Annotated in this window: 23 protein-coding genes; 11 read left to right on the top strand and 12 right to left on the bottom strand. The window is 73.8% G+C overall.

The genetic code is table 11. The annotated features are described in order from the left end of the window. Positions 1–41: 41 nt before the first annotated feature. A complete protein-coding gene (locus ACZ4Z4_RS23850) occupies positions 42–704 on the top strand; it encodes a TetR/AcrR family transcriptional regulator (RefSeq protein ID WP_468330656.1) in 663 nt (220 codons plus the stop codon). A 42-nt stretch (positions 705–746) separates the two neighbouring features. On the opposite strand, the gene ACZ4Z4_RS23845 is transcribed toward ACZ4Z4_RS23850, so the two are convergent. Together ACZ4Z4_RS23845 and ACZ4Z4_RS23840 are read right to left on the bottom strand one after the other, a co-directional pair. After that, complete coding sequence (locus ACZ4Z4_RS23845; RefSeq protein WP_468330653.1) at positions 747–1,289, bottom strand: putative immunity protein; 543 nt, start codon at positions 1,287–1,289, stop codon at positions 747–749. A gap of 20 nt (positions 1,290–1,309) precedes the next feature. Further along, on the bottom strand, positions 1,310–2,425 hold the full coding sequence (locus ACZ4Z4_RS23840; RefSeq protein ID WP_468330650.1) for a DUF5937 family protein: 1,116 nt from the start codon (positions 2,423–2,425) through the stop codon (positions 1,310–1,312). Positions 2,426–2,525: 100 nt separating this feature from the next. On the opposite strand from ACZ4Z4_RS23840, the gene ACZ4Z4_RS23835 reads away from it, so the two are divergent. Further along, positions 2,526–3,854, top strand: a complete 1,329-nt coding sequence (locus ACZ4Z4_RS23835) for an ATP-grasp domain-containing protein (RefSeq protein WP_468330647.1) — start codon at positions 2,526–2,528, stop codon at positions 3,852–3,854. A 16-nt stretch (positions 3,855–3,870) separates the two neighbouring features. Here ACZ4Z4_RS23835 and ACZ4Z4_RS23830 read toward each other — a convergent pair whose 3' ends face one another. The 3 genes from ACZ4Z4_RS23830 to ACZ4Z4_RS23820 are packed head-to-tail and all read right to left on the bottom strand — an operon-like array spanning position 3,871 to position 8,078. Then, positions 3,871–4,974: a C45 family autoproteolytic acyltransferase/hydolase gene (locus ACZ4Z4_RS23830; RefSeq protein WP_468330645.1), complete on the bottom strand. Its 1,104-nt coding sequence runs from the start codon at positions 4,972–4,974 to the stop codon at positions 3,871–3,873. Between the two features lie 9 nt (positions 4,975–4,983). Continuing rightward, on the bottom strand, positions 4,984–6,630 hold the full coding sequence (locus tag ACZ4Z4_RS23825; RefSeq protein WP_468330643.1) for an amidohydrolase: 1,647 nt from the start codon (positions 6,628–6,630) through the stop codon (positions 4,984–4,986). Beyond that, positions 6,609–8,078, bottom strand: coding sequence for a purine-cytosine permease family protein (locus tag ACZ4Z4_RS23820; RefSeq protein WP_468330640.1), 1,470 nt, complete (start codon positions 8,076–8,078; stop codon positions 6,609–6,611). The genes ACZ4Z4_RS23825 and ACZ4Z4_RS23820 overlap by 22 nt, the downstream gene beginning before the upstream one ends. An 85-nt stretch (positions 8,079–8,163) precedes the next feature. Here ACZ4Z4_RS23820 and ACZ4Z4_RS23815 point away from each other — a divergent pair, with 85 nt between their 5' ends. Further along, on the top strand, positions 8,164–8,844 hold the full coding sequence (locus tag ACZ4Z4_RS23815) for a TetR/AcrR family transcriptional regulator (RefSeq protein WP_468330637.1): 681 nt from the start codon (positions 8,164–8,166) through the stop codon (positions 8,842–8,844). A 26-nt stretch (positions 8,845–8,870) separates the two neighbouring features. Here the strand turns inward: ACZ4Z4_RS23815 and ACZ4Z4_RS23810 are convergent, their stop codons facing one another. The 3 genes from ACZ4Z4_RS23810 to ACZ4Z4_RS23800 form a co-directional block, all read right to left on the bottom strand. Further along, positions 8,871–9,521, bottom strand: a complete 651-nt coding sequence (locus ACZ4Z4_RS23810) for a DUF6629 family protein (protein ID WP_468330634.1) — start codon at positions 9,519–9,521, stop codon at positions 8,871–8,873. Positions 9,522–9,580: 59 nt separating this feature from the next. After that, a complete protein-coding gene (locus ACZ4Z4_RS23805; protein ID WP_468330631.1) occupies positions 9,581–10,354 on the bottom strand; it encodes a polysaccharide deacetylase family protein in 774 nt (257 codons plus the stop codon). 89 nt (positions 10,355–10,443) lie between these two features. Continuing rightward, positions 10,444–13,698 (bottom strand): helix-turn-helix transcriptional regulator, encoded by a 3,255-nt coding sequence (locus ACZ4Z4_RS23800; RefSeq protein ID WP_468330628.1) that lies wholly within the window; start codon positions 13,696–13,698, stop codon positions 10,444–10,446. A gap of 340 nt (positions 13,699–14,038) precedes the next feature. Here ACZ4Z4_RS23800 and ACZ4Z4_RS23795 point away from each other — a divergent pair, with 340 nt between their 5' ends. Next, on the top strand, positions 14,039–15,643 hold the full coding sequence (locus tag ACZ4Z4_RS23795) for a S8 family peptidase (RefSeq protein WP_468330625.1): 1,605 nt from the start codon (positions 14,039–14,041) through the stop codon (positions 15,641–15,643). Positions 15,644–15,714: 71 nt separating this feature from the next. Here ACZ4Z4_RS23795 and ACZ4Z4_RS23790 read toward each other — a convergent pair whose 3' ends face one another. The 4 genes from ACZ4Z4_RS23790 to ACZ4Z4_RS23775 all read right to left on the bottom strand — a co-directional run bounded on the left by ACZ4Z4_RS23790 (position 15,715) and on the right by ACZ4Z4_RS23775 (position 18,708). Next, positions 15,715–16,218 carry a metallophosphoesterase family protein gene (locus ACZ4Z4_RS23790; RefSeq protein ID WP_468330622.1) on the bottom strand — a complete coding sequence of 168 codons (504 nt, stop codon included), beginning with the start codon at positions 16,216–16,218 and terminating at the stop codon, positions 15,715–15,717. A gap of 71 nt (positions 16,219–16,289) precedes the next feature. Next, positions 16,290–16,760 (bottom strand): MSMEG_6728 family protein, encoded by a 471-nt coding sequence (locus ACZ4Z4_RS23785; protein ID WP_468330619.1) that lies wholly within the window; start codon positions 16,758–16,760, stop codon positions 16,290–16,292. Positions 16,761–16,885: 125 nt separating this feature from the next. Continuing rightward, the gene (locus ACZ4Z4_RS23780; protein WP_468330616.1) at positions 16,886–17,545 is read right to left on the bottom strand and encodes a response regulator; all 660 of its coding nucleotides are present in this window, start codon (positions 17,543–17,545) and stop codon (positions 16,886–16,888) included. Beyond that, positions 17,542–18,708, bottom strand: a complete 1,167-nt coding sequence (locus ACZ4Z4_RS23775; RefSeq protein ID WP_468330614.1) for a sensor histidine kinase — start codon at positions 18,706–18,708, stop codon at positions 17,542–17,544. Before ACZ4Z4_RS23775 ends, ACZ4Z4_RS23780 begins: the two co-directional genes overlap by 4 nt. A gap of 254 nt (positions 18,709–18,962) precedes the next feature. Here ACZ4Z4_RS23775 and ACZ4Z4_RS23770 point away from each other — a divergent pair, with 254 nt between their 5' ends. The 7 genes from ACZ4Z4_RS23770 (at position 18,963) to ACZ4Z4_RS23740 (ending at position 25,229) form a co-directional block, all read left to right on the top strand. Continuing rightward, positions 18,963–19,601, top strand: a complete 639-nt coding sequence (locus tag ACZ4Z4_RS23770) for a hypothetical protein (protein WP_468330611.1) — start codon at positions 18,963–18,965, stop codon at positions 19,599–19,601. 244 nt (positions 19,602–19,845) lie between these two features. Then, positions 19,846–20,376, top strand: a complete 531-nt coding sequence (locus tag ACZ4Z4_RS23765) for a DUF4232 domain-containing protein (RefSeq protein WP_468330608.1) — start codon at positions 19,846–19,848, stop codon at positions 20,374–20,376. Positions 20,377–20,628: 252 nt separating this feature from the next. After that, positions 20,629–20,739: a keywimysin-related RiPP gene (locus ACZ4Z4_RS23760; protein WP_107098009.1), complete on the top strand. Its 111-nt coding sequence runs from the start codon at positions 20,629–20,631 to the stop codon at positions 20,737–20,739. 26 nt (positions 20,740–20,765) lie between these two features. After that, positions 20,766–22,622, top strand: coding sequence for a lasso peptide isopeptide bond-forming cyclase (locus ACZ4Z4_RS23755; protein ID WP_468330605.1), 1,857 nt, complete (start codon positions 20,766–20,768; stop codon positions 22,620–22,622). 50 nt (positions 22,623–22,672) lie between these two features. Then, positions 22,673–22,927, top strand: coding sequence for a lasso peptide biosynthesis PqqD family chaperone (locus ACZ4Z4_RS23750; RefSeq protein WP_468330602.1), 255 nt, complete (start codon positions 22,673–22,675; stop codon positions 22,925–22,927). Continuing rightward, entirely contained in the window at positions 22,924–23,367 is a 444-nt protein-coding gene (locus tag ACZ4Z4_RS23745) for a lasso peptide biosynthesis B2 protein (RefSeq protein WP_468330599.1), read from the top strand. The genes ACZ4Z4_RS23750 and ACZ4Z4_RS23745 overlap by 4 nt, the downstream gene beginning before the upstream one ends. After that, entirely contained in the window at positions 23,364–25,229 is a 1,866-nt protein-coding gene (locus tag ACZ4Z4_RS23740) for an ABC transporter ATP-binding protein (RefSeq protein WP_468330596.1), read from the top strand. Before ACZ4Z4_RS23745 ends, ACZ4Z4_RS23740 begins: the two co-directional genes overlap by 4 nt. The last annotated feature ends 56 nt before the right edge of the window (positions 25,230–25,285 follow it).

Here is a 25,285-nt window from a genome sequence, read left to right as displayed (position 1 = left end):
CTACACTACACCGTGCAGTGTAGGACGGTTAGGATGTGCCCATGCCGACGACGAAGACGCCGACCACCAAGACGTCGACCACGAAGACCCTGCGCGAGGGATCCGCGTCGAAGCGGGCCGCGATCCTCTCGGCGGCCCGGGAACTGTTCCTCGCCGACGGCTTCGACCGCTCCAGCGTCGACGCGGTCGCCGCCCGGGCCGAGGTGTCCAAGCGGACGGTCTACGACTACTTCGGCGACAAGCGGACGCTGCTGCACGCCGTCGTGGACGTCGTCGGCCAGTCACTGATCACCACGATCCGGCGCACCCTCGACGACACCCTGACCGACCTCACCGACGCCGCCGAACTGGAGGACGCCCTGGTCGCGTTCTCGATGCGCATCGCGACCGACATGCTCGGCTCGGCGGAGTACGCGACGTTGCAGCGACTGGTCCGGGCGGAGAGCGGCCATCCGCCGCAGCAGGGCGAGAACCCCCTGGCCGAAGCCCCGGACGAAGCACTCGCCGAGCGGTTCGCCGCCTTCGGCGAGGCCGGGCTGCTCGACGTCCCGGACCCCCGGCTCGCGGCCGACCAGTTCATCGCGCTCACCTTCAGCGTCGCGATCAACAGGCTCGGTTCCGCGAACGCCGTGGAGGACGCGCGCGTGCGGCCACTCGTCGTCGAGGGGGTACGGACTTTCCTCCGGGCGTACCGGACCTCATAGGCACGACCGGCGCCCGGGTGCCCCGGGGTGGCGGAGGGTGGCTCAGCGGCCCGTCGTACGCAAGGACGCGTCCAGGATGCTCATGAGCTCCGCGACACGGCTCTTGCCGGCCGGTGCGAGCGGATACCGGCCGAGGACGTCGATCAGGACCGGGGTGGCGCGTCGCCGGGCCCGCTCGATCAGTTCGAGGCCGACGGCGGGATCGGCGCCCGCTGCCAGTTCGCCCACGCGTGCCGCGCTCGCGGCGGCCCGCAGGATGTGACCCACCTGGGTCGCCTTCGCGATCGGGTGGAGGTAGGCCGCGGCAGCGGCATCGCCGGCGGCGCGCGCGGCGAGCCGTGCGGCCTCCGTGGGCGCCTCCCGCGCCGCGCGGTGCGCGTCCAGGGCGGTGGTGCGCTGGAGCCTGGTCCTGCGGGCGCCGTGCACGAACTCCCGTGCCGCGTCGACGGCCGCGCGGGGCCGGAGGTCGTCGGGGCTCGCCGCCTCGAAGACGGGCAGGACTTCTTCGGCGCTCACCAGGGCGTAGCGCGCGACGGCGCGCAGCTCGTCCATGGTCAGCTCGAAGTCCCCGGATGCGGTCGTCATGGCCCCGACTCTCCCACGAGTCACCGCAGGATCGACTCCAGGAAGTCGCTGCCCAGCCGTGCCACCACGGTGACGTCCAACTGGTGCTGCACGTACCTGCCGTGCCGCCGCGTGGTGAGCATCTCGGCCTCGCGCAGGGTCTTGAGGTGACGGGACACCTCGGAGGGGGTGAGGTCGAAGCCCTTCGCCAGCTCGCTCGTCGTGTACGGGGCCCGGGCCAGCGCCCAGCACAGCCGTATCCGGGCCGGATGGGCCAGCGCCATCAGGCGCTTCTCCGTCAGCTGCGACGTGCGGGGCCCCGGCCTCAACTCCGGTGCGGCCACCGGATAGCCGACGACCGGACGCCACCCCGGCGCCTGCCGCACGATCAGGTGCGGCCAGCCGAACGTGCTCGGCACGAACGTGACGCCGGGTTCGACGCCCGGCTGCGTGGCCGCCGTCCATCCGTCGGCCAGCTTGTCGATGCTGATGCGGCGGCCCCGCGCGTTCTCCTCGACCGTGACGGTCGGCGACACCGCCGCCAGCGCGTCGGTGAGGCCCTTGCGGCGCAGCAGATCGGTCTTCTGCCGTGCGTCCGCCGCGAGTTGGGGGCGGACCCGCTGCCAGACGTCGGCGAAGAACGCCTCGTCGCAGTCCTCCAGGAGGCGCCGGACCCAGGCGCGGACCGCGGCCGGGTCCTTCAGCAGGTGCTGGGCGAAGTCGAGCTGCCGCGGGCCGCGCGCGGACGCCCGCTCCAGGGAGGCGTCCCGGGCGGCCTCGTCCACCAGCGGGGAGCGCCCGCCGCCCGAGCGCAGCGCACAGCCGGAGGCGTTGATCTCGAGCGCGGCCGCGACGTACGCCTCGTCGTCGAGGGCGTCCACCTGGTCCAGCTCCTCGGCCAGCGTGGCGGGTGGCATGGGGCCGCGGGGCAGCAGGATGTCGGACCGCGTCGAGCGCCACAGGAACTCCGCCTCCGACATCCGGGCCAGCAGGTCCGGCTTCAGCTCGGCGGCCGTCGTCGTCGCCCAGCCGTGCAGGCCGGGGTGGTGGGCCGGCTCGGAGAGCACATGCAGAGCCGCCCCCAGCTCGGCGAGGGGCGACGGCCCGAAGACGATGCGCTCCATTGGGAGACCGGAGATGTCGATGTCGACGCTCATGGGCCTCATGGTGCACGGATCCGCCCGCGGCCGGCGCCCCGATTGGCGGCGTTCGTCAATCGGCGCGCCAACCGGAGCGGTCGTACGCACCGTTTAGGGCATGCGCTTCTCCGACGGACACGTGCTCGGCCCGGGCCGGGCGGCAGACCACCATGGTGCGACGGACCCGCGGCCCCCGGCGGCCGCCGCCACCGGACGGCCCCGCGTCATGGTCGTCGGCGGCAGCCTCCAGCATGTGCGCAAGGCCCGTGAGCTCGGCCTCGACGTGGTGCACATCCAGTTCCCCGACGCGTACGACCGCGGCCACTGGCCCCACGTCGAGCAGGCCCTGCTGCTCGACTACCGCGCCACCGACCGCCTGCTGCCGCTCGTCCGAGCGGTGCACGAGGCGTACCCCTGCCGGGCCGCCGTCTCGCTGTTCGAGCTCGGGCTGCTCCCGGCGGCGCGGATCAACGAGGCGCTCGGCCTCGGCGGCGCGTCCGTCGCCACGGTGGAGCTGCTGACGGACAAGGCGCGGATGCGCCGGCACCTGGCGGCGACGGGCATCGGCCCGGTGGCCGCCGCGGTCGGCCGCCACGCGGGCGACATCCGGGAGTTCGCCGCGGCGCACGGGCTGCCGGTCGTCGTCAAGCCGGTCCGTGAGTCGGGGAGCCTGGGCGTGTTCCACGTCCGCGAGCGGGCCGACGTGGACGCCGTCGCCGAACGGTTCCGGTCCCTTGCCGACAGGCCCTGGTCCGCCCACGACCTGGTGGGCTCCGGCGCCTTCGACGAGTTCCTCATGGAGGAGTTCCTGGACGGCCCGGAGATCAGCGTGGAGACCCTGTCCTTCGACGGCCGGCACGTGGTCGTCGCGATGACGGACAAGGAGTGCGGCCCCGGTTCCGTCGAGATCGGACACGCCCAGCCGAGCGGCTGCCCGGCCGGGACGCGGGCCGAGGTCACCCGGTTGGTGACGGACTTCCTCGACGCCGTGGGGCTGCGCGACGGCCCCGCGCACACCGAGGTCAAGCTGACCTCGCGCGGCCCGCGGATCGTGGAGTCGCACAACCGCGTCGGCGGTGACCGGATCAACGACCTGACCCGCATCGTCCACGGTGTCGACATGGAGCGCCACGCCCTGGCCGCCGGACTCGGCGTGCTGGACCCGCCCGCCGCCGCGCCCCCGCCGCGCGGCGGTGCGGCCGTCCGGTTCCTCACGCCGGAGCCCGGCCGGGTCGTGGAGGTGACCGGCGTCGACGCCGTGCGCGCGGACCCGGCCTGCGTCGACCTCCGCCTGGAGGTGCGGCCCGGCGCCCGGGTGCGGCCGCTCACCTGGAACGAGGACAAGGCCGGTCACGTCATCGCCCGCGGCGCCACCGCCGCCGAGGCGATCGCCCACAGCAGGCGGCTCGCCGCGGCCGTCCGCATACGCACCGAGCCCGTCGCATGAGCGGGCACCGCATCCCTCAGTCAGGCGGGCGGGGGGTGGCGGTCAGCACGTGCCAGTCCGCGGTGCCGATGTCGGCCGGGGTGCCGTCCAGTATCCGGGCCGTGCGGGTGGCCGGGTCCAGGGTGACCGTGGCGAGCGTGGCCCAGCGTTGGCCGAGGGGCTTGGCCGGGTCGGGGAGGCAGGTCACCGGGGGTTCGCCCGCGCCGGTGACGAGGAGGGACGCCAGGGCGTCGGGGTCGGAGGGGAGCCGGGGTGTCCGGTGCAGCCGGCCGGACATGAAGGCGCGGCGTTCGGCCGAGTCGGGCTGGTAGAGCCAGGACTTCTCGTCGGCGGTGAGGGCCGGGGTGAGGAAGTGGTTGGTGCGCAGCAGGGCGCCGCGGACACCGCAGTCGGTGGGTGGTATCTCGTGCACGCCCGCGGGGCTGATGTCGAGCAGCGCGGCGTCCCCCGCCGCGTCGAAGAGCGCGAAGGAGCCGGAGGAGGCGAGCGGCGCGGAGCGCACGAGCTCGACGGCCTCGGCGACACCGCCGGCCTCCGCGAGGACGACGGCGGCGAGGACGTGCATCGGGACACCGCCGACGGTGTCGCGCAGATGGCCCAGGATGTTGAAGTGCAGGGCAAGGCCCGCGCTGTTGAGACCGATCTTGCCGAGGATGCCGTGCTCGGTGAGGCCGACGACGGTGTGGCGGGCGCCGCGCGACTCCAGGGTGTGCCAGTGGTCGGCGAGCTCGACGTGCCAGTCCCAGGTCTGCGCGCCGAGACCGCCGAGCACGACGGTGGTGCACTCGCCGGGAGGCACGGCGGTGGAGCGGGCCAGGATCTCCGTACGCGCGTTGAGGACGCCGGCCTGCCACTCCTCGACACCGGCGCCGTGCGCGAGGCCCGCGATCTCGGCGCGGGCCGCGGGCCGGAAGCCGCCGATGACGTCGAGGGCGCGCTCGGCGTCGTCGCGGGCGCCGCCCGGGGTGATGCCGCCGAGGGCGAAGAGACGGGCGTAGACGTCGAGGGCGGCGGGGATGCCGGTGCGCAGGCGCGTGCCGCGGGCCACGCCGCGCGCGTACGGGTCGGCGGCGGACACGGCGATGTGGAGGCGGTCGGTAGGGCGGGGGATGGCGGGCATCGGGATTCCTCAGTGAGCGGTGCGGGAGTGGAGCAGGACATCGCCGCCGACGACGGTGGCGAGGACGGGGTTGCGGGCCTGCTCCTCGGGGGTGAGGTCGAGGGGGTTGGCCGCGAGGACGGTCAGGTCGGCGAGGAAGCCGGGGGCGATCCGGCCGAGTTCGTGCTCGGCACCCGCCGCGCGCGCGGCCGCCCGGGTCATGCCCGTGTACGCCTCCCGCGCGGTGATCGCCTGGGCGGGCTGGACCGGTGCGGTCTCCGGCTCGTCCACCGGGCGGCGCAGCTGGCAGTCGGCGAGGCCGGTGCGCGGGTCGCCGGGCCCGATCGGCCAGTCCGAACCGAGGGCGACGACAGCGCCGTGGTCGAGCAGGTCACGGGTGCGCCAGCCGCGCGCGGCACGGTCCGGGCCGATCCGGCGCGACCAGTTGTCGCTGCCGTCGGCGCGGGTGTGCCGGGTGCCGTGCACGGGCTGGAGGCCGGCCACGACGCCGAGTTCCGCGAACCGGTGGAGGAGGTCGTCAGGGAGGGACTCGATGTGCTCGACGCGGTGCGGGGCGCGGCCCGCGGGGCCCGCCTCCTCCAGGACGTCGAGCGCGTGGCGCACGGCCTGGTCGCCGATGGCGTGGGTGGCGGTGGGGATGCCGCGTTCGGTGAAGAAGCGGACGGCGGCGCGGTAGGCGTCCAGGTCGCGCCAGAGGGGCGCACGGTTCTCGCCGTGGCGGTCGGGGTGCTCGAACCAGGCGGTGCCGTTGTCGGCGGTGCCGTCCAGCATGAACTTGGCGCCCTCGACGTGCCAGCGGTGGCCGCCGAGCCCCTGCTGCTCGGCGACCCGCCGCCACTCCGCGGGGCCCGAGTCGGCGGGCACGAGGGGGGAACAGCGGATGCGCAGGGGGAGTTCACCGTCCGCCTCGATGCAGCGGTAGACGTCTTCGGACGGGTCGGTGAAGTCCAGGGCGTGCAGTCCGGTGAGTCCGCCGCGGGCGAGGGTCTCCAGCTGTTCGCGGACGTAGGCGGCGGCCGTGGCGACGGGCACCTCGGGGTAGTGGTCGAAGACGAGCTCCATGGCCTGGAGTTCGAGGATGTGGCCGGTCGGCTGTCCGTCGGGGCCGGTGACCACGCAGGAGGCATCGGTGAAGGTCTCGCGGCCGGTCAGCCCCGCGCGTCCCACGGCTTCGGGGCTGATGACCAGGGCGTGCGCGTCCTGGGTCAGGAGGGAGACGGGGCGGCCGGGGAAGCGTTCGCCGAGGACGGCTCCCGAGGGCTCTTCGCCGAGGGCCGCGAAGACGTTCACGTCGAGGTCGTAACCCGAGATCCAGGCATCGTGCGGGGCGTCTTGGGCGGCTTGGCCGACGCGGGCGAGGACCGCGTCGAGTGTGGCCGCTCCCGACAGGTCCACGCCCCTGCCGATCTCGATGGAGCCCCACACCGGGTGCGCGTGTCCGTCGACGAGGCCGGGCAGGACGGTGGCGCCGGGGAAGTGGTGGACCACCGTGGCGGGGCCGCGCAGCGCCGCGATCTCGTCGGCGGCGGCGACCGCGACGATCCGGCCGTCCGTGATCGCGAGGGCGTCGGCGGGGCGGCCGGCCCACTCCTCCCGGTGGCCGGCTGATTCCAGGGGTTCGATACGGGCGGCCGTCACGATGACGTCGGCGTGCACAGGGATGTGCCTTTCGTGGTGGGGGAGTCGGGTGAGTCAGGGGTTTCGGGGCTGTCGGCGCCGATGGTGCGCAGGGCGCGCGCGGCGGAGAAGTAGACGAGGGCGGCGACGCCCATTCCGGCCGGTATCGCCAGGTCGACACCGGCGGACGCGGCCGCGAGGGGGCCGGTCCAAAGGGTCGTGTTCGCCCACATCAGGGCGGCGACACCGCCGGTGAGCAGGGCGAGGAGGCCCGGCCAGTGGAAGCCGCCGCGGTACCAGAACGGACCGCCGCGCTCCTGGTGCAGCAGGCGCTCGCCGTCGTAGCGGTTGCGCCGCAGCGCCAGATCGGTGACGGCCACCGCCATCGCCGGTCCGGTGACCGTGACGACCAGTTGCAGCATCGTGTTGACGCTGGTCAGGAAGTCGAAGACGAGGATCGCGTACAGGGTCGCCGCCGTACCGAGCCCGCCGATGACGAGGACCGCGGGGATGCGGGCGATGCGTACGCCCACCGACTGGACGGACAGGCCGGCGCTGTACGCCGTCATGCCGTTGTTGGCGATGGTGTTGAGGACGACGGCGATCACGAAGACGGGCACGAACCAGCCGGGCAGGAGCTGTTCCAGGGCGGCCTGCGGGTCGGCCATGTCGATGCCGGTCGCCGCCAGCGCGCCCACGGAGGTGAAGACGGTGCTCGGCAGATAGGCGCCGAGGGCCGTCCAGCCCGCGATGGCGGTGACGGAGCTGGCGCGCGGCAGATAGCGGGCCAGGTCGGGGCTGTTGCTGTACGAGAGCGCCGTCGACCCGACGATGGTGAAGCCGGTGCCGAGTGCGGCCGCGAGGGAGGCGCCGTGCAGGGGTTGCGCCGGGGTGTACGACCAGTCGACCGCGTCCAGCACGTATCCGGTCACGACGACGAAGACGACGGTGAGCAGGACGCTCAGGGCGGTGTAGAGGCGCACGATGGTCGCGTAGCCGTAGATCGCGACGAGGAGGGTGACGCCGGCGATCAGACAGATCACCGCGGCGTCCAGGGCGGGGGAGTCGGGCAGGCCCCACTGTCCGGCCAGGCCGATGCCGGCGACGGAGGCGGCCGACCAGTTCAGGGCGAGGTAGGCGGAGGCGATGAGCCAGCCGGTCACGATCAGGACCATCTTGTTGCCGAGCACGCCGTAGAACGCCCGGGAGATCACCGAACCGCTCGTACCCGCCGCGGGGCCGCTCGCGGCCACCACGCCGGTGCAGATCCACAGCAGGTTTCCGGTCAGGATCACGCCGAAGGCCTGCGGCAGCGAGAGCCCCGCCAGGATCAGTGAGGCGCCCACCGCGAAGCTCAGATAGCTGACGTTGGGGGCGGCCCAGACGGCGAAGAGCTGGCGGGGGCGTCCGACGCGTTCCGCGTCGGAGACCGCGTCGATGCCCCGGGCCTCGGGCTGACCTGCACGTACTGGGGGTTGTGTGGTCATCCTGGCCTCTCGGGTGACGCCCGGTCCCGCTTATTGGGCGGCTGTCCAATTCGCTGTTGGTCGCTCATCCAATAGGCTGCGCGGTATGACGTCAAGACCCCTGCGGGAACGACCGGCGCGCAGCAGGAAGCCCCCCGAGGAGCGGCGCGCGGAGATCGTGCGGACCGCGGCGCGCATCGCCCTCGCACAGGGCCTGGAACTGGTGACGCTGCGCCGCGTGGCGGACGAACTCGGGGTGCGGCCCAGCCTGATCGGCCATTACTTCCCGGCCGCCGACGACCTGGTGGCCGAGGCGTTCACGTACGCCGCGACGCGCGAGCGCGACTCACTGCTGCCGCGCGAGGAGGCGGAGCTGCCGCCGGTCGACCGGCTCGCGCTCTTCCTCGCGCGGCTCACCGGCGGCGAGTACGCCGACCTGAGCCGGCTGTGGCTCAACGCCCGTCACCTCAGCCGCTTCAAGGAGCCGCTGGCGCGGGCGGTCGACGCGCAGGAGGCGGGGACGCGGGGGGCGCTCGTCGAGCTGATCGAGGAGGGCGGCATCGAGACCACGGGGGGTGCGCTCAGGGCGGCGCTGCACATTCTGATCGCGGTCGACGGGATGGGAACGTACGCCAACGCCGTCGGTCAGGACGGCGGCGCGCTGTCGGCCGTGCCGGACCTGGGCGACCTGGTGATCGAGACGGCCGAGATCCACCTGGGCCTCGCCCCGGGCACGCTGCGCGAACGAGCCCGTGCGCACGCGGCGGAACCGCGTCACACGCACTGAAGTCGGCTTCTCTGGCTGCGAGTTGGTCAGCCAGGCGACGCATGTCCCGACGCGCGCGGAACCGGCGGGCGGCGCCGTCCGACCCAGAGCGTCAGGAGCACCGAGCAGACCGCGGCGAACGCGCACCACGTCGAGATGTACTCCTGCCGCCACAGCGCGGCGGAGACCGCCGCCCCGACGGCGACCAGGACACCGAACAGGACGAGCCCCCGGTCGCCGGAGAGGAGGAGCGAGCCGATGGTGGCGAGGAGGTAGCCGACGACGAGCAGTCCGGGCTGCGGGAGCCCCACGGAGTATCCGACGGTGTGCCCCCGGATCTCGGCCGTCACGGTGCGGGTCGCCAGGGCGTGCGCGAGTGCCGCCGCCGTCGCGGCCCCCACCGCAAGCGGCACGAGCAGCCGGCGCCGGGCGCCCGGCGGCGCGGCGCTCAGCACGGCCGCCGGTACCCACAGTGCCAGCAGCGGCAGCGCGACGACGGCCCAGGCGAGGGTGGCGGACCCGGTGCCGCCGTCGTTGCGCCAGACCTCGGCCTCGATGATCTGATGGACCCCCAGGAGCAGTGGCAGCGCGGCGAGCGGCAGGTCACGCGGGCGCCGGGCGGCCAGGGCGACCGAGACGACGCCCACGGCCGCGATGCCCGTGCCCGCGACGAGGTCGGCCGTAGCACTCCAGCACATGGCAGCAACGCTACGGCCACGGGGGCGCGCGGGCGCGCCGGACGCACCACGGGGTCGGGTCAGCGCACCGGGAAGCCGAAGGTGTAGCCCTGCTCCTTGAGCCTCGGGAGGAGGCGGCGCAGGGCCTCGACGGTCTGGGTGCGGTCACCGCCCGCGTCGTGGAAGAGGAGCGTCGGCCCATTGGGCAGCTCCCGCTCGACGGTGGCGACGATGGCGTCCGTGCCCGGACGTTCGAAGTCCTTGGTGTCCACGTTCCAGCCCAGCGGGCGCATGCCACGGGAAGCGGCGAGCTTGCGGCTGTACGGAGTGAAGGCACCGCCGGGCGCGCGGTAGTACATCGGGCGGACGCCCCCGGACGCCTTGGTGATCATGCGTTCGGCGTCGAGTATCTGCTGTGACTGGTAGGCCTGGGTGTCCTTGTCCATGGCCGTGTTGTGCGACACCGAGTGGTCGCACAGCCGGTGGCCGGCAGCGACGACCTTCTTCACGATGTCGGGGTGGGCCTGCGCCTGTGTCCCCACCATGCAGAACGTGGCCTTGACGCCGTGCTCCCGCAGCAGGTCGAGCACGCGCGGGGTCCACACCGGGTCGGGGCCGTCGTCGATGGTGATGTTGATGCCGCGCTTGCCCTTCTCCGAGGCGTGCGCGATGGTCTCCGCGACCGGCTGGACGGCGCCGCCCGGCTTGGCGGGCGCGGTCGCCTCCGGTGCGGCATCGTCCGAGGAACCGGCCTGCGCGGTCCACACCGAGGCGCCGGTGGCGAGCATCGTGACCCCGAGCGCCGCCCCGACCATCTTGCCGTACCAGCTCCGTCCGCCGCTGTGCCGTGCCATGTCCGCCCCTTTGCGCTGTCTCTCGCCGATCCGCGGTCACCCTGTGACCACCCGGCAGGACGAGGAACGTTGGCCAAGGGATGCGTCTGTTACTGATCACGGACAATTCCGAGAGGAATCGCGGACAACTCGGCGCGGGCGATGTCGGTCCTGGACGTGACGTGCAACTTGCGCATGACGCGTGCCACGTGGTGCTCGACGGTCCTGGTCGACAGGACCAGGCTCTCGGCGATCTCCCGGTTCGCCCGGCCCTGGGCCACCAGTTGGGCCACTTCCTGCTCGCGCGGGGAGAGCTGGTCGCCGTAGCCGAGGCGGCCGCGGCGGTGGGTGGTGACGATGTCGTGGCGGCGCAGCAGCCGCTGGCAGCGGGCCACGTCCCAGCGCGCGCCCAGCTCCCGGTAGGTCTCGACCACGTCCTGGACGCCGTCGGCCGCCGCTTCCCCGCGCAGGTCGAGCAGACAGCGTCCGCGGGCCTCCGCCGCCCGCGCGGCGTCGAAGGGGCGGCCGAGCCCGCGCCATTGGCCCGCCGCGTCGGCGAGCAGTTCGACGGCGTCGTCCGGCTTGCCGTCGGCCTCGGCGAGCAGGGCGCGGCACACGGTCAGGGCGGCACGGGCGGCGGGTGCGTCACACCGCTCCGTCCCCGCGGCGAAGTCGGCGACGAGCCGCCGGGCCCGCGCCGGCTGTCCGCTGCCGAGCAGGGCCTCGACGGCGGTGGGCGCCACCTCGCCGGCCCACACCCAGCCGCCCGTGCGCTCCAGGCGGTGCAGGGTCTCCTCCACCGCCTCGCACGCCTGGCCGGGCCGGCCGGCCTCCAGGTGGACACGGGCGAGGGCGGCGGCCGACGCGGTGAGGATGACGCCGGTGTCGTACCGCGTGATCCGGGCGGCCTCCGCGAGGTCGCGGCGGGCCGCGGGGACGTCGCCCAGCACATGCAGCGCCGTCAGCCCGCGGACCAGCATGGCCTCGGCGGTCAGATCGGGTATCTCCGCGTAGAGCCGGGTGGTGCGGTCGGCCGTGGCGTGCAGCTCCTGCCAGCGACCCTCATGCCAGGCGAGCACCAACTCCGCGGTCCGTGTGAGCCCTTCCAGGTAGGGGCTGCTGGTGTCGGCGAGGCCGTGCGCCGCCCGTGCCAGGAACTCGCGGGCCCGCACGTCGTAGCCGAGGGCGGTGGCGGCGTGCGCCAGATTGGTCCAGCCCCTGGTGTGGTGCGCGGCCTCCATGGCGGTGCGGGACGGGCCGCGCAGCGCCTCGGCGGCGGCCCAGGCCCGGGGGTCGCCGAGCAGCATCAGCGCGGTGGCGCGGTTGGCGGCGATGGCGGCCCGGGCGGCCGGATCCGTGACCTGGCCGGTGAGCGTCTCGCCGCGGTCGAGCCAGTGCAGGTGGCGTTCGACGGGCCAGCCCTTGATGGACGGGATGGCGGCGACCGCCATGGCGCGGGCGGCCGTCTGCGGGTCCGAGAGTTCCAGGTCGGGTATGGCGCGGGCGACCTCGTTCAGACTGTCCAGGGCGCCTCCGCTCTGGTTGCGGAGCACGACGCTCAGGTGCAGCCGGATCTCGCCGCGCAGCCGGGGCGGCGGCGCGTCCTCGTCGAGGACGTGCCGTACCGCGGCGACCACTTCCTCTCCGGCGCGGGCGAGTTGTGCCGTGCGGGCCAGCTTCGCGGCGGTGCGGATCCGGCCGTCGGCGCGCGGCTCGTCGGCGACGGCCCGGGTGTAGAGGCTGGTGGCGGTGGAGTAGTCGCCGGCCGTGGCCGCGCGGTCGGCCGCCACGACGAGACAGCGCAGGCCCTCGGCCACGCGCCCGGCCGCCCGGTACAGCCGGGCGAGATCGACGAGCGGCAACGGGCCTTCGCCGCCGCCCCGGTGCAGGGCGCGGGCGGCGCGCAGGCTCAGCCGCGCCAGCCGCGTCCCCGGCATGCGCGCCAGCGCGGCACGGCGGTCCAGCGGGTGCCGGAAGACGGGGCGGTCGCCGTCGGCACGCAGCACGGACTGCCGTACGCAGGCGTCCACGGCCGCCCCGGCGCGTTCGGGGGCGATGTCGGCGATCTCCGCGAGCACGCTGACGGGCACGGCTCGGTCGAGCACCGCTGCCGCCTCCACGATGCGCAGGGACTCCTCGTCGAGCCGCGCGGACCGCAGGGCGAAGTCGCGCCGCAGCGGCGGCGGTACGTCGACGTCCCGCAGGGCCGCGAGCATGGGGTGTGCCGAGTCCGGTGCCGGGGACCGGTCACCGTGGCCCGGCATGCCCGCGTCGGCTCGTCCGGTGCCGTCACCGCCGGGCCACCCACTGCTCGAACCGCCCTGCTCCCGAGCCGCCGTCAGCGCACCGGCGTCCCCGATGTCCCGGACCTTCCACCGGGCCACCTCCGCCCGCGCCGCCCGCGGTCCGCCCTGCTCTCGCGCCCGCAGCAGCTCTCCGGCGGCCCGCAGCAACGCCTCGGCCACCTCCGGCAGTCCACCGGTCAGTTCGTGCACCAGTACGACCAGGTCGTGCAGGTCCTCGGCGGGCTGCGGCCGGTGCGCGTGCAGCCACCGGCGTACGAATTCCTCCGTCTCCCCGCACGTCCAGGGCCGTACGTCGATCTCCTCGACCCGGGCCCGCACCGGCAGACCGACACCGAGGACCGGCAGCCCGGGAGCGGCCTCCTCGGTGAGGACCAGCCGCAGGCCGGGCGGCATCGCGGTCATCAGGTGACGGAGCAGGGCGAGGGTGGCCGGGTCGGCGCGGTGGACGTCCTCCACGACGAGCACGGCGTCCCCGAGTGAGGCGAGGAGCGCCTCGACGGCCCGCGGCAGCAGCCCTCGCCGTACCGCCGGGTCGGCGGCGGCCGGGGGCGGTTCCGGCAGCCGGTCGGCCAACTCGGGCACGAGAAGCCCGACGACCCCGGCCACGGCAGGCAGGGACGGGCCGGGAACAGGGCACCGGTACGGCAACCCGGCGAGCGCGTCCGCGATGGGGGAGAGGGGAGTGGTCTCATCGCCGATGGTGCCGCCGCTGGGCGTGGCCGGCGCGACGCCCAGGCAACGGCCGCGACGTGCGGTGTCCGGTGCGTGTGGAGCGGGCCCCGGGACCCCGGCAAGAGGTACGTCGTCGTCCGCCCCGGGCGGTGCGGGGACCGTCGCGGACCTCGCCACCTCCGGGCAAGTCCCGCGCAGCTGTGGCCACTCCGTGAACTCCGGTGTGTCGAGAACCTCGTCCACCAGGCGGGACACGCCCGTGCCGGGCTCTCCCCGTACCACCGCGACGACCGGTCCCTCGCGCAGTGCCTCCCGCAGCCGGTGCGCCTCCTCGCGCCGCCCGGACGTCTCCGGGACCCGGCCCGTACCGAAGGAAGGTCTGCTCACGGCTCCGCCTCTCACCTGCCGTCGCTCCGGGAAGGCCACCTTCTCGCCGGAGCACGGCGTTCGTTGAACGGTGGTCTACCCGTCCCTCGGGCGGAGTCGCAATAGGGGTTCACCACCTACGGAATGGGCCGACGGACCCGCGGCCGCGTCTGCCTACGGCGGCCGCCGCGCGGGTGCGGCTCCGCCCCTGGTTGCTCGCGCGGTTCCCCGCGCCCCTGGAGGGGCGCCCGGCCCCGCCCGCCGCTCTTTGGGTAGCGCTACGGATTGCTCGGCTCCTCCGGCGTGTCCGAGGCTCTGGCCCGTCCGACACACCGGTGACGCCGGCTCTGAGGGAGAAACCATGAAGATCGACGCTCGCGCCGTCCGGCGCGTACTCGCCGTCGGCGCAAGTACCGCCCTGCTCGCAGGGGTTGCCGCGACCTCCGGGGCCGCCGCCGCTCCCGTACCGCCGGGCGACGGCGAAGGCCGCATCGTCGGCGCGGACCGCCCCGGCGCGGTCGAAGGTTCGTACATCGTCACCTTCAAGAACTCGGTCGCCCGCGCCGACATCCCCGCCTCGGCGAAGGCTCTGGCCGCGCGGCACGCGGGCAGCCTGCGGTACACGTACACCACCGCCCTGCGCGGCTTCGCCGTGCGGATGGCGGAGGGCGAGGCCCGAGAGCTGGCCGCCGACCCGTCGGTGGCCCGCGTGGAGGCCGACGCCGCCGCCCACGCCGTCGACACCCAGACCAACCCGCCCTCCTGGGGCCTGGACCGCGTCGACCAGCGCGACCTGCCCGTGGACAGGAGCTACACCTACGACACGACCGCCGCCAACGTGAACGCGTACATCCTCGACACGGGCATCCGCATGGGCCACCGCGACTTCGGCGGCCGCGCGGTCAGCGGCTACGACTTCATCGACAACGACTCCAACGCCTCCGACTGCCAGGGCCACGGCACCCACGTCGCCGGGACCGTCGGCGGCGCCGCGCACGGCGTCGCCAAGGGGGTCAGGCTGACCGGTGTGCGCGTGCTGAACTGCCAGGGCACCTCGGGCGACACCTGGGCCCCCGTCCTCGCGGGCATCGACTGGGTGACGAAGAACGCGGCGAAGCCGGCCGTGGCCAACATGAGCATCGGCGGCGGCAGGACCCAGTCCGTGAACGACGCCGTGGCGACGTCCATATCCTCCGGCGTCACCTGGGTCGTGGCGGCCGGCAACAACAACGCCGACTCCTGCTCGTACTCCCCGTCCTCCACCCCGTCGGCCATCACGGTCGGCGCCACCAACAGCCGGGACGCCCGTGCCACCGGCTGGTCCAACGGCCAGGGCTCCAACTACGGCACCTGCCTCGACCTCTTCGCGCCCGGCGACAGCATCGTCTCCACGTCCAACTCCGGTGACAGCGCGTCCCAGTCGATGAGCGGAACCTCGATGGCCGCCCCGCACGTCGCGGGCGCCGCCGCCCTGCTGCTCGCCGCCAACCCGACGTGGACCCCGGCCCAGGTCCGCGACAAGCTGGTCGCGGACGCCACGTCCGGCAAGGTCACCGACGCCCGCACCGGCTCCCCGAACAAGCTCCTGCACACGGGCGCGGGTGACGGCACCCCGCCCACCGGCAAGAAGTTCGAGAACACCGACGACTACCAGATCCGTGACAACGCCACCGTCGAGTCCCCCCTGCCGGTCACCGGGGTCACGGGCAGGGCCCCGGCCGACCTGTCCGTCGCGGTGGACATCCGCCACACCTTCCGCGGGGACCTCAAGGTCGAGCTCGTCGCCCCCGACGGCACCGCGTACGTCCTGAAGGACTACGACAGCGACGACAGCGCCGACGACGTCCGGGCCACCTACCGCGTCGACGCCTCCAGTGAGACCGCCGACGGGACGTGGCGGCTGCGCGTGACCGACAACTGGACGAACGACACCGGCACCGTCAACGCCTGGTCCCTGCAATTCTGACCCGCACTCCGCCCCGAGGCGCCGACCCGCACGCGCGGGTCGGCGCCTTCGGCGTGCTCAGTGCTCAGCGCTCAGTGCCTCAGCGGCAGCCGGTGCCAGGTCAGGTCGTGCAGCGCGGCGTCCGCGACCGTCAGAGTGAGGAACGTGCAGTACGGCTGACGCCTGCGGTCCGTGGGGGAGCCGGGGTTGAGGAGCCGCAGCCCGCCGGGCGCCTCGGTGTCCCAGGGGATGTGGCTGTGGCCGAACACGAGCACGTCCAGGTCGGGGAAGCGCTCCGCGCACCGGCGTTCGCGCCCGGCAGCCGGTCCCGTCTCGTGGACGACACCGAACCGGAGCCCCGCCAGCTCGGCCCGCTCGACCTCCGCGAGCCGACGGCGCAGCGGCGGGCCGTCGTTGTTGCCGTACACGGCGATCAGCCGGCGCGACCGGGACGCGAACAGATCGAGCGTGGCCTCGTCGATCCAGTCCCCGGCGTGGATCACCACATCCGCCCGGTCGATCCCCGCGAGCAGATCGTCGGGCAGACGCTTCGCCCGCGCCGGCACGTGCGTGTCGGAGGTCAGCAGCAGATGCATGGGGGCAAGCGTAGGCCGGTGCGTGGTCCCGCGCGCCCGGAGCGGAGCGCCGGAGCAGGGCGGCACAAGGGTCAGGAGGGGTCCCGGTCGGAGCCCGGCCAGACGTAGGGCAGGTCGTCGGGGACGCCCGGGAAGAGCGGGGCGTAGACCTCCGGCGCCTTGCGCACCAGGGCCGACTGGTGGCTGCGGTGGAAGGCCGGGTCACCCAGCCAGGGAGGCAGCTCGCCGTCGTCGGCGAGCTCCTCACGGGTCCGCACGGATGCACCGGGACGGTGCCGGGTGAAGTCGGTGACCAGGGTGGCGGCACAGGTGTCGGGGCGTCCCTCCGCCACCCACACCGCGCACACGTCGAGGCCGTAGCGGACCAGGGCCTCCTCGTAGCCGGTCCACATGCGCACGGCGGGGTGGTGGCGCCAGCCGTAGCCGGGCACGGTCAGGCCGCGCAGCACCTGAAGGGCCTCGACCCGCTGTTTGCCGAGGCGGGCCCGGTCCAGGACCGCGGCGGATCGTGTGAAGTCGGAGTACGGGAGGAAGGTCTGCACGCGGAATGCCTACCGCGGCGGCTCCGTTCCCACCCCTCTCCGTACGGGCGACGCGGCCTCGGACGCGCCCCGAACGGCCGAGTGGACCGCCAGGGCGGAGCAGCCCCGGGGCAGAGCAGAGCCGGTCAGAGCAGACCCAGGTCACGGGCGTACAGAGCGGCTTGGGTGCGGTCGCGCAGGGAGAGACGGGCCAGGATGTGGGAGACGTGGTTCTTCACGGTGCCCTCGCTGAGGAACAGCTGTGCCGCGATCTCCCGGTTGGTCCTGCCGCGCGCCACGAGCCGCAGGATGTCGACCTCGCGCGGGCTGAGGGCCGCGGCCGACTCCGCGGCGGGGCCCGGGGCGGGCAGCGACGCGGTGAGGCGCCGGGTGACCGCGGCGTCGAGCTGGGTGACGCCCGCGTGCGCGAGGCGGACCGCGCGGGCGAGGTCGTCGGCCGGCAGGTCCTTCAGCAGATAGCCGCAGGCGCCCGCGCGCAGCGCCTGCACGACGTACTCCTCGTCGTCGAACGTCGTCAGCATCACCGCCCGGCACTCCGGCGCCTCGCCGCTCAGGACGGCGACGGCCTCGACGCCGTCCATCCCGGGCATCCGGACGTCCATCAGGACGACGTCCGGACGCAGTTCGAGCACCTTCGCGACGGCCTCGCGACCGTCCATGGCCGTGCCGACGACCACGATGCCCGGCCGGACCGAGAGCAAAGAGGCGATGCCGTCCCGGATGAGCCGCTGGTCGTCCACGACGAGCACCCGCACCGCCGTGTCCTGTGCGCCCTCCTCGCTCATGTCGCCCCCTCGCCGGTGCCGCGCGGCACCGTCACGGTCAGCCGCGTCCCCGCGCCGGGTGCGCTGTCGACGACCACGCTGCCGCCCACCAGGCCCACCCGCTCCCGCATCCCGACCAGTCCGGACCCCGCGACGTCCGCGTCCGGGCCGAAGCCGCGGCCGTCGTCGCGCACCTCAAGCCGCGCGGCACGCTCCGCCAGCCGGACCGACACCGTCACCCGCGAGGCCCGCGCGTGCCGACGGGCATTGGTCAGCCCCTCCTGCGCCGCGCGGTACAACGCGGCCAACTCGGCCGCGCCATAACCGCTTTCGGTTCCGTCGACCGACACGGTGACGCGTGGCGGGCCGGCACCGTCTTCCCGCGCGAGCTCCGCGAGCGCTTCCGCCAGTGACGCGCGCGGCACCTCGTCCCGCAGGGCCCGTACGGACTTCCGTACGTCACCCAGCGCGCGTTTCACGGACCGCCGCGCCTCGTCCAGCGCGCCCCGGGCGGAGCCGGGGTCCAGGTCCCGGAACTCGGAGGCGAGCTGCAACTGGACGGAGACCGCGGTCAGATGGTGCCCGAGGCTGTCGTGGATGTCCCGCGCCAGCCGGTTGCGCTCGGCCGCCGCGGAGAGCTCCGCGACCCGCTCGGCATACGCCTCCAAAGCGTGCCGCGCCCGCTGCTCGCGGACGGCGACGGCCGCCATGGAGAGCGCGAGGACGAGGCCCACGCAGAGCATCAGCAGATCCGACACGTGCTCCGGGTCGCGGTGCCATCCGGGAGCGGTCAGCGCCCATCCGGCCGGCGCACCGGCTACGCACAGCGCCCCCAGCGCGAGCGCGACACCGCGCCCGAACACGAAGTACGCGGTGAACGGCAGCAGTACGAACAGCACTTGGGCGAGCCCGGACACGTCGAGTGCGGCCACGGCGGCGATGAGGACGCCGCGCCCGAACAGCAGCGACGCCTGCAAGCGTGCCCCGCGTGCCGCGGCACACCGTTCCACTGCCTCAAGACCGAACAGCGCCGCCAGCCCCACGACGAACCCCACCGCCCGCCAGCCCGAAGCGCCCGGCCCGGGTCCGGAATCCATCCCGGTCACCACGTAGTAGAGGCCACCGGACAGCACCGCTCCGTAAAGCAGGGGCGACACCCACGCCACCGGCACGTACGCCACCATGCGCCACCCCCTCCCGTGTGCCGCCCACGCTAGGCGCGGCGGCGGCCGGGGGGCGAGGGGAAGGCGGCGGTCGAGGTGTGGACCGGCCGAGCGGCATGTGTCCATCGGCCGGGCCGCGGCGGTCACTTCATGACGACCGGCAGCCGGTTTCGCCGTTCGGCACCTGTCGGCGGTGGACGTCGGCTTCCTAGCGTTCTCGGCCCCGGCCCGGGCACTTACCGGCCGGGCCCGCCATCGAGATACCGGAGCACCCCATGCCCACCTCCTCACCCGCACACCCCCGCGACCGCTACGGTCCCGACCGCATCGGCGCGCTCTGCGGCGTGCTGTCCGGGCTGCTCATCGCGGTGCCCGCACTTGCCGAGGCCTTCACCGGGGAGACCGCCACGACCAGCTTCTTCCTCGCACTGTCGCCCGCCTTCGCCCTGCCACTGCTCGCGGCGCTGCACCGGCGCCAGGGCGCGGTCACCGGTCGCTTCGGCGAACGGGCGTACGTCGTCAACCTCATCGGGCTCGGCCTGTTCGGCGGGGCCGCGTTCGCCTCCAACCTGGTGCTGTTCCCTTTCGACGAAGCTGTCGTCGAGGAGACCCTGACGGGCGCCACCGTCGCCGCGCTCATCGGCTCCGCCGCCGTCTTCGCCGTGGGCTGCGCCCTGTTCGGGGCGGCAACGGTCCGCGCCCGGGTCTTGCCGCGGGTTGCGTCCTGGGCGTACGCGACAGTGCTGCCCCTCTTCGCCTTCCTGATCGCCCTGCCCGACTCCGTGTTCGCCAGTGCCCTGCACATGCTGGTCGGCGCCACCCTCGTACGGCTCGCGACAGCCCTGTGGCGCCCCTCGGCGGCAGCGGGCCCGCGGACGGGCGAGCAGCCGGCGCATGCCGCGCGGCTGCGCTGAACACGGCGACGGCCGCCTCCACCGCTCCGCACGGCATCGGGGCCGCCTGCGCGGTCCGTCCCGGCCGCCCGTTCCAGCCGCCCGTTCCAGGGTGTGTGCATCTGTGCTGGTCAGCGGCCGTTCCGGTGTTCCAGCGTTCCGTACCACCGGCCTGTTGTGGCGGCCGGGACGGATCACGGCCCAGGCTGTGGTCCGTCCGAGCGGCTCGCCGGACGAACCACTCACCGCACCCATGGAGTTCCCGATGCGTTCGCGCCTTGCCACCCGTACCGCCCGTCTCGCCCTGACCGCCGTGGCCGCCACCGCCCTCGCCACCACCGCCGCCGGTACCGCGCTCGCCGCCGGCGGCCAGAGCAAGGCCCCCGTCGAGCAGCTCTGCGGGACCAACGACCTGACGTTCAAGGTCACCGAGAAGACCCAGGCCGGTGGCTACCTCCTCGTGACCGCCAAGGCCAAGGCGGGCATCACCTGCTACCTGGAGGGCACCATCCCCTCCGCCTCGTTCGGCTCGCACCCCGACCGGCAGGTGGCCCCCGTCGAGCAGGCCGTGACCGAGACCGTCAGGCTCTCCGGTGCCACCGCCGCCTATGCCGGCATCAACCCCAAGTCGACCGACGGCAACGGCGGCGCGGAGTTCGACCAGCTGATCATCGCCGTCGCCGGGGACGAGGAGGGCGCCGTCTCCGTCCGGCTGCCCAGCACGACCCTGATCGACAGGCCGCTGAGCACCAACTGGCACGCCGACCCCGCCGACGCCGTTCCGTTCAGCAGCTGACGCTTGCAATTTCATCGGACTTTATGGGGATGCAGGTCCTGCACAGGAATGCAGGTCGAAACGTTTTTCCTGAATTCTCCGTATTGTCATATTTATGTCTGCGGTCTTGTCATGCGTTCCGGTTGTGCACATACCTAGGTGCTGCGACCACTTCCTCGCCCCGGGGTTCCCGATGAGTCCCGGGCAGGTCGACGGAGCCCAGTGCGCCGTCGACCAGGGGAGGGGCGTCCATCCTCAACCCGAGGAGAAGTCATGAAGAAGGCCTACGAAGCGCCGGCACTCGTCCGGCTCGGGACATTCCGGAAGAAGACCGGGCTGCTGCAGCGGTCCGGCAACGACCGGCTCATCCTGAGCAAGAACTGACGACCGACGGTCCTTGACCCGACGTCATGACTGAAGCGCACGAGAGTGCGGGGACGGGCCCCGGCGACGCGCACTTCGCGGTCTTCACCGACCGCGAGGACGCGGCCGCCGTGGCCCGGTCCTTCGTCCACTCCGGAACACACGGAACTCATGGAACTCGCGTCCTCGCACATCCGTCGGGCCGGCCCTGGCTGGTGGGGCAGTGGGACGACCAGGAGATCGTCACGGCACGCGCCGGACGCACCGCACTGGCCGTCATCGGCTGCTGCCCCGTCGATGCCGCCGAACTGGAGGGCGTGGCGGGCCGGTTGCGCGACCTCGCGGAGCTGGACGCGGTGGCCCGCTCCCTGCACGGCAGCTTCCACCTCGTCGCCGCCATGGACGGACGGCTCAGGGTGCAGGGCACCGCGTCCGGGCTCCGCCTGGTCTTCCACGCCGCCGTGGACGGCGTGCGGGTGGCCGCCACCCGCGCCGACGTCCTCGCCGCCGCGCTGGGCCACGAACCCGACGAGGAGCAGCTCGCCATCCGCCTGCTGTGGCCGGTGCCCCATCCGCTGTCCGAGGCGTCCCTGTGGCGGGCCGTCACCGCCGTACCGCCGCAGGACGCGCTGCTCGTCGCCGCGGACGGGCGAACCGTACGCCACGCGCGGTGGTGGACCCCGCCGGAGCCGGTCCGTACGCTCGCCGACGGCGCCCCGTTGGTCCGCGAAGCCCTCGGCGCCGCCGTCGACGCCCGCACCCGGCAGGGCGGCGTGGTCAGCTGCGACCTGTCCGGCGGCCTGGACTCCACCTCCATCTGCTTCCTGGCCGACCGGTCGCCCGCCAAGGTGGTGGCCAACACCTGGCCGGGGCGCGATCCGGCCGACACCGACCTGCACTGGGCGCAGCAGGCGACGAAGCACCTGCCGGACGTCGAGCACGTGGTGTGGGACGCCGACGCCTCCCCGCTGGTCTACGACGACCTGCTGGGCATCGACGACCTGCTGGACGAACCGACCATCGGCGTGATGGACCGTTCGCGGGTGCTGCACCACCTGCCGGCCATGGCGGAACGCGGCAGTCGGCTGCACCTCACGGGCATCGGCGGCGACCATGTGGCCTGGTGCTCCGAGGCGTACTACCACCGGCTGGCGCGCACCCGCCCACTGTTCGCGCTGCGGCAGCTGCGCGGCTTCCGGGCCCTGTGGCAGTGGCCGCTCGGCGCCACGGCCCGTGCCCTCGCCGACTCCCGCCCCTACGGCAGGTGCCTCGCCGACGCGGCGGGCCACCTCCGCGCACCGCTCCCCGCCACCGCCACGACCAGCCTCGGCTGGGGCATGCCCCCACGCCTCTTCGACTGGGTCACCCCCGACGCCGAGCACATGGTCCGGCGGGCGCTGCGAGAAGCCGCCGAGACGGCCGCGCCGCTGCACCCGGACCGCGGCCTGCACACCGACCTGGAACAGATCCGCTCCTGCACGCGCATCATCCGCCAGTGGGACCGGATGGCGGCCCGCGCCGGCGTCCCCATGGCGTCGCCGTTCCTCGACGACCGCGTTATCGAGGCGTGCCTCGCGATCAGGCCGGACGAGCGCGTCACGCCCTGGGCGTACAAGCCCGTCCTCACCGCCGCGATGCGCGGCATCGTGCCCGAGACCTGCCTGCGGCGCACCACCAAGGCCGCCGCCGCCATGGACGCGGCCGACGGCCTGCGACGGCACCGCGCCGACCTGCTGGCCCTGTGGGAGGACTCCCGGCTGGAGCGGCTCGGCCTGGTCGACGGCGCGGCGCTGCGCCACCTCGCGCAGCGGCCCTCGGCCCCCGGGCTGCGCGACGCCATCCTCTACTCCACCATCGCCGCCGAAGTATGGCTGCGCGGTACGTCCCCCGCGCGCGCCCGTTGAGCCCACGCCCACCGGGCCCGCCCGCCCCCGGAGAAAGGCAGTCACCCACCATGGCACTGCGGTTCGGCCCCGACGTCTCCACCGCGGAGACCGACTACGGCACCGTCCTCCTGGACCAGCGCAGCGGAAACTACTGGGAGCTCAACCCCACCGGCACCCTGGTGGTGCGGACCCTCCTCGACGGAGGCGATGAAACGGCGGCCGTCGACGCGCTCGTCACCGAGTTCGACATCGGCCGCACCCGCGCGGAGCAGGACGTCACGGCACTCGTGCGGGAGCTCCGGGAGTCAGGGCTGGCCTCATGACGACACCGAGCGCCCTGGAACGGCCCACCGGTGTCCCCTTCGCCCGGCGGCTGGCCGCCCGCCTCGTGCTGCTGCCGGCCGTCGCGCTCTCCTTCCTGCCCCCGCGCACGATCCGTGCCGTCCTGGAGGTCGTACGCCGGGGAGCCGCACCGGCCACCGCCGCACAGGCCAGGAGCGCCCGGGACGCGATGTGCGCGGTCAGCCTGCTCTGCGCCGGCCCGAAAGGGTGTCTGCCCCGCTCGTTGGGCGCCGCCCTGTTGTGCCGGCTGACCGGCCGCTGGGCCACCTGGTGCACCGGGGCGAGCGTGGTCCCGCCCTTCAACGCGCACGCGTGGCTGGAGGCGGAGGGCCACCCCGTCGGTGAGGACGTGCCCGACGACTACTTCGCGCGGCTGCTCGCGGTGGAGCCGCCGCCCGCGGAACGGCCGCCCCGCCGATGACCGACTCCCGGGCGCAGGAGGACCGCAGCACGCGGGCGAAGCCCTCGGCGAAGGCGCCGGACCGCTCGACACGGGCCGCGGTGGCGACCATGTACCGGCTCACCACCGGGCACCGCGCCTCCGTCGTCGTGGCCACCGTGCTCACCCTCGCCGGCTCCGCCCTCGGGCTCGCCCAGCCCCTCGTCGCCAAGCAGATCGTGGACGCGAGCGGGCACGGGCGCGCGTACTGGCCCCTGCTGCTCGCCCTGGCCGCGCTCTTCGTCGGCGAGGCGGCCACCGGCGCCATCGGCCGCTTCGTCCTGGAACGCATGGGCGAAAGAGTCGTACGACAGCTCCGTCACGGCCTCGTCGCGCGACTGCTGCGACTGGAGATGCGGGAGTACGACAAGCACCGCACCGGCGACCTGATCTCCCGCGTCACCACCGACACCACCCTGCTGCGTGAGGTGGTCTCCCAGGCCCTCGTCGACCTCGTCACGGGAGCCCTCGTCGCGGCCGGCGCGATCGCCCTCATGATGTGGATCGACCCGCTGCTGCTGGCCCTGGTCGCCCTCACCGTGGCCACCGCGGCCGCGGTCGTCGCCTCGCTCCTGAAGGGCATCCGGGCCGCGTCGGAGCACATGCAGGCCTCCGTCGGCGCGATCGCCGCCGACCTGGAGCGGGCGCTCGGCGCCCTGCCGATGGTCCGCGTCCACCGGGCCGAGGACCGCGAGGCGCGGCGCATCGGTGAGCGCGTCGACTCCGCTCACGACGCGGGCGTACGGACCGCGAAGCTCGCGTCCGTGATGAGCCCGGCCGTCGAACTCGCCGTCCAGGGCTCCTTCCTGCTCGTCCTGGTCATCGGCGGCCTCCGCGTCACCGGCCACGCCAACTCGCTCGGCGATCTCGTGGCCTTCCTGCTGTACGCCTCGTACCTCGTCCTGCCCCTGTCCTCGGTCTTCCGCGCGGTCGGCCTGATCCAGCGCGGCATGGGCGCCTACCAGCGCATCGAAGAAGGCCTGCGCCTGCCCGCGGAGCCCGCACCGGCCGGACAACCTGCCGAACGTCCTTCCGTACGCGCTTCTGTACGCGCCCGCACGAGCGACGCCACACCGGACGAGGCACCCGCCCTGGAACTCCAGGACCTCACCTTCGGCTACGACCCCGGACGGCCGGTCCTGCGCGGTGTCACCTTCTCCGTGCCCCACCGGCGCCAGACGGCGCTGGTCGGGCGGTCGGGCGCCGGCAAGAGCACGGTCTTCGCCCTGGTGGCCAGGTTCTACGAACCGGACTCCGGAACACTCCTCTTCGACGGGCGGCCCGCCACCGAACTGACCCGCGCGCAATGCCGCGAGCGGATCGCCGTCGTCGACCAGAACACCCACGTCGTCCACGGCACCCTGCGCGACAACATCGCCTACGCCGTGCCCGACGCCACCGACGCCGAAGTGCGGCGCGTCGTCGAGCTCGCACAACTCGACCATGTCGTGCGGCGGTTGAGCGGCGGCCTGGACGGCATGCTCGGCGACCGCGGCAACACCCTCTCCGGAGGCGAACGCCAGCGCGTCGCCCTGGCCCGCGCCCTCCTCGCCCGCCCCGCGCTGCTCCTGCTCGACGAACCCACCTCCCACCTCGACGCCATCAACGAGACCGCGCTCACCACGGTGATGAAGGACGTCGCGCGGGAATGCGCCCTGCTGGTGATCGCGCACCGGCTCTCCACCGTCCAGCACGCCGACCGCATCGTCGTACTGGACGGCGGCCGCACCACCGCCGCCGGACACCACGAGGAACTGCTCACCGCCAGCCCCCTCTACCGCGAACTGGCGGCCGGCCAGATGCTCCGCAAGACCTCGGTCTGCGGTCCGGGCACGCGCGCCTGACGGTTGGCGCAGGACCATGCCCGTGTCGGGATGGACACTCACCCCTTCATTCCGTG

This window comes from Streptomyces sp. NPDC030245 (genome assembly GCF_055572995.1).
This window is presented reverse-complemented; position numbering and strand designations above follow the sequence as displayed.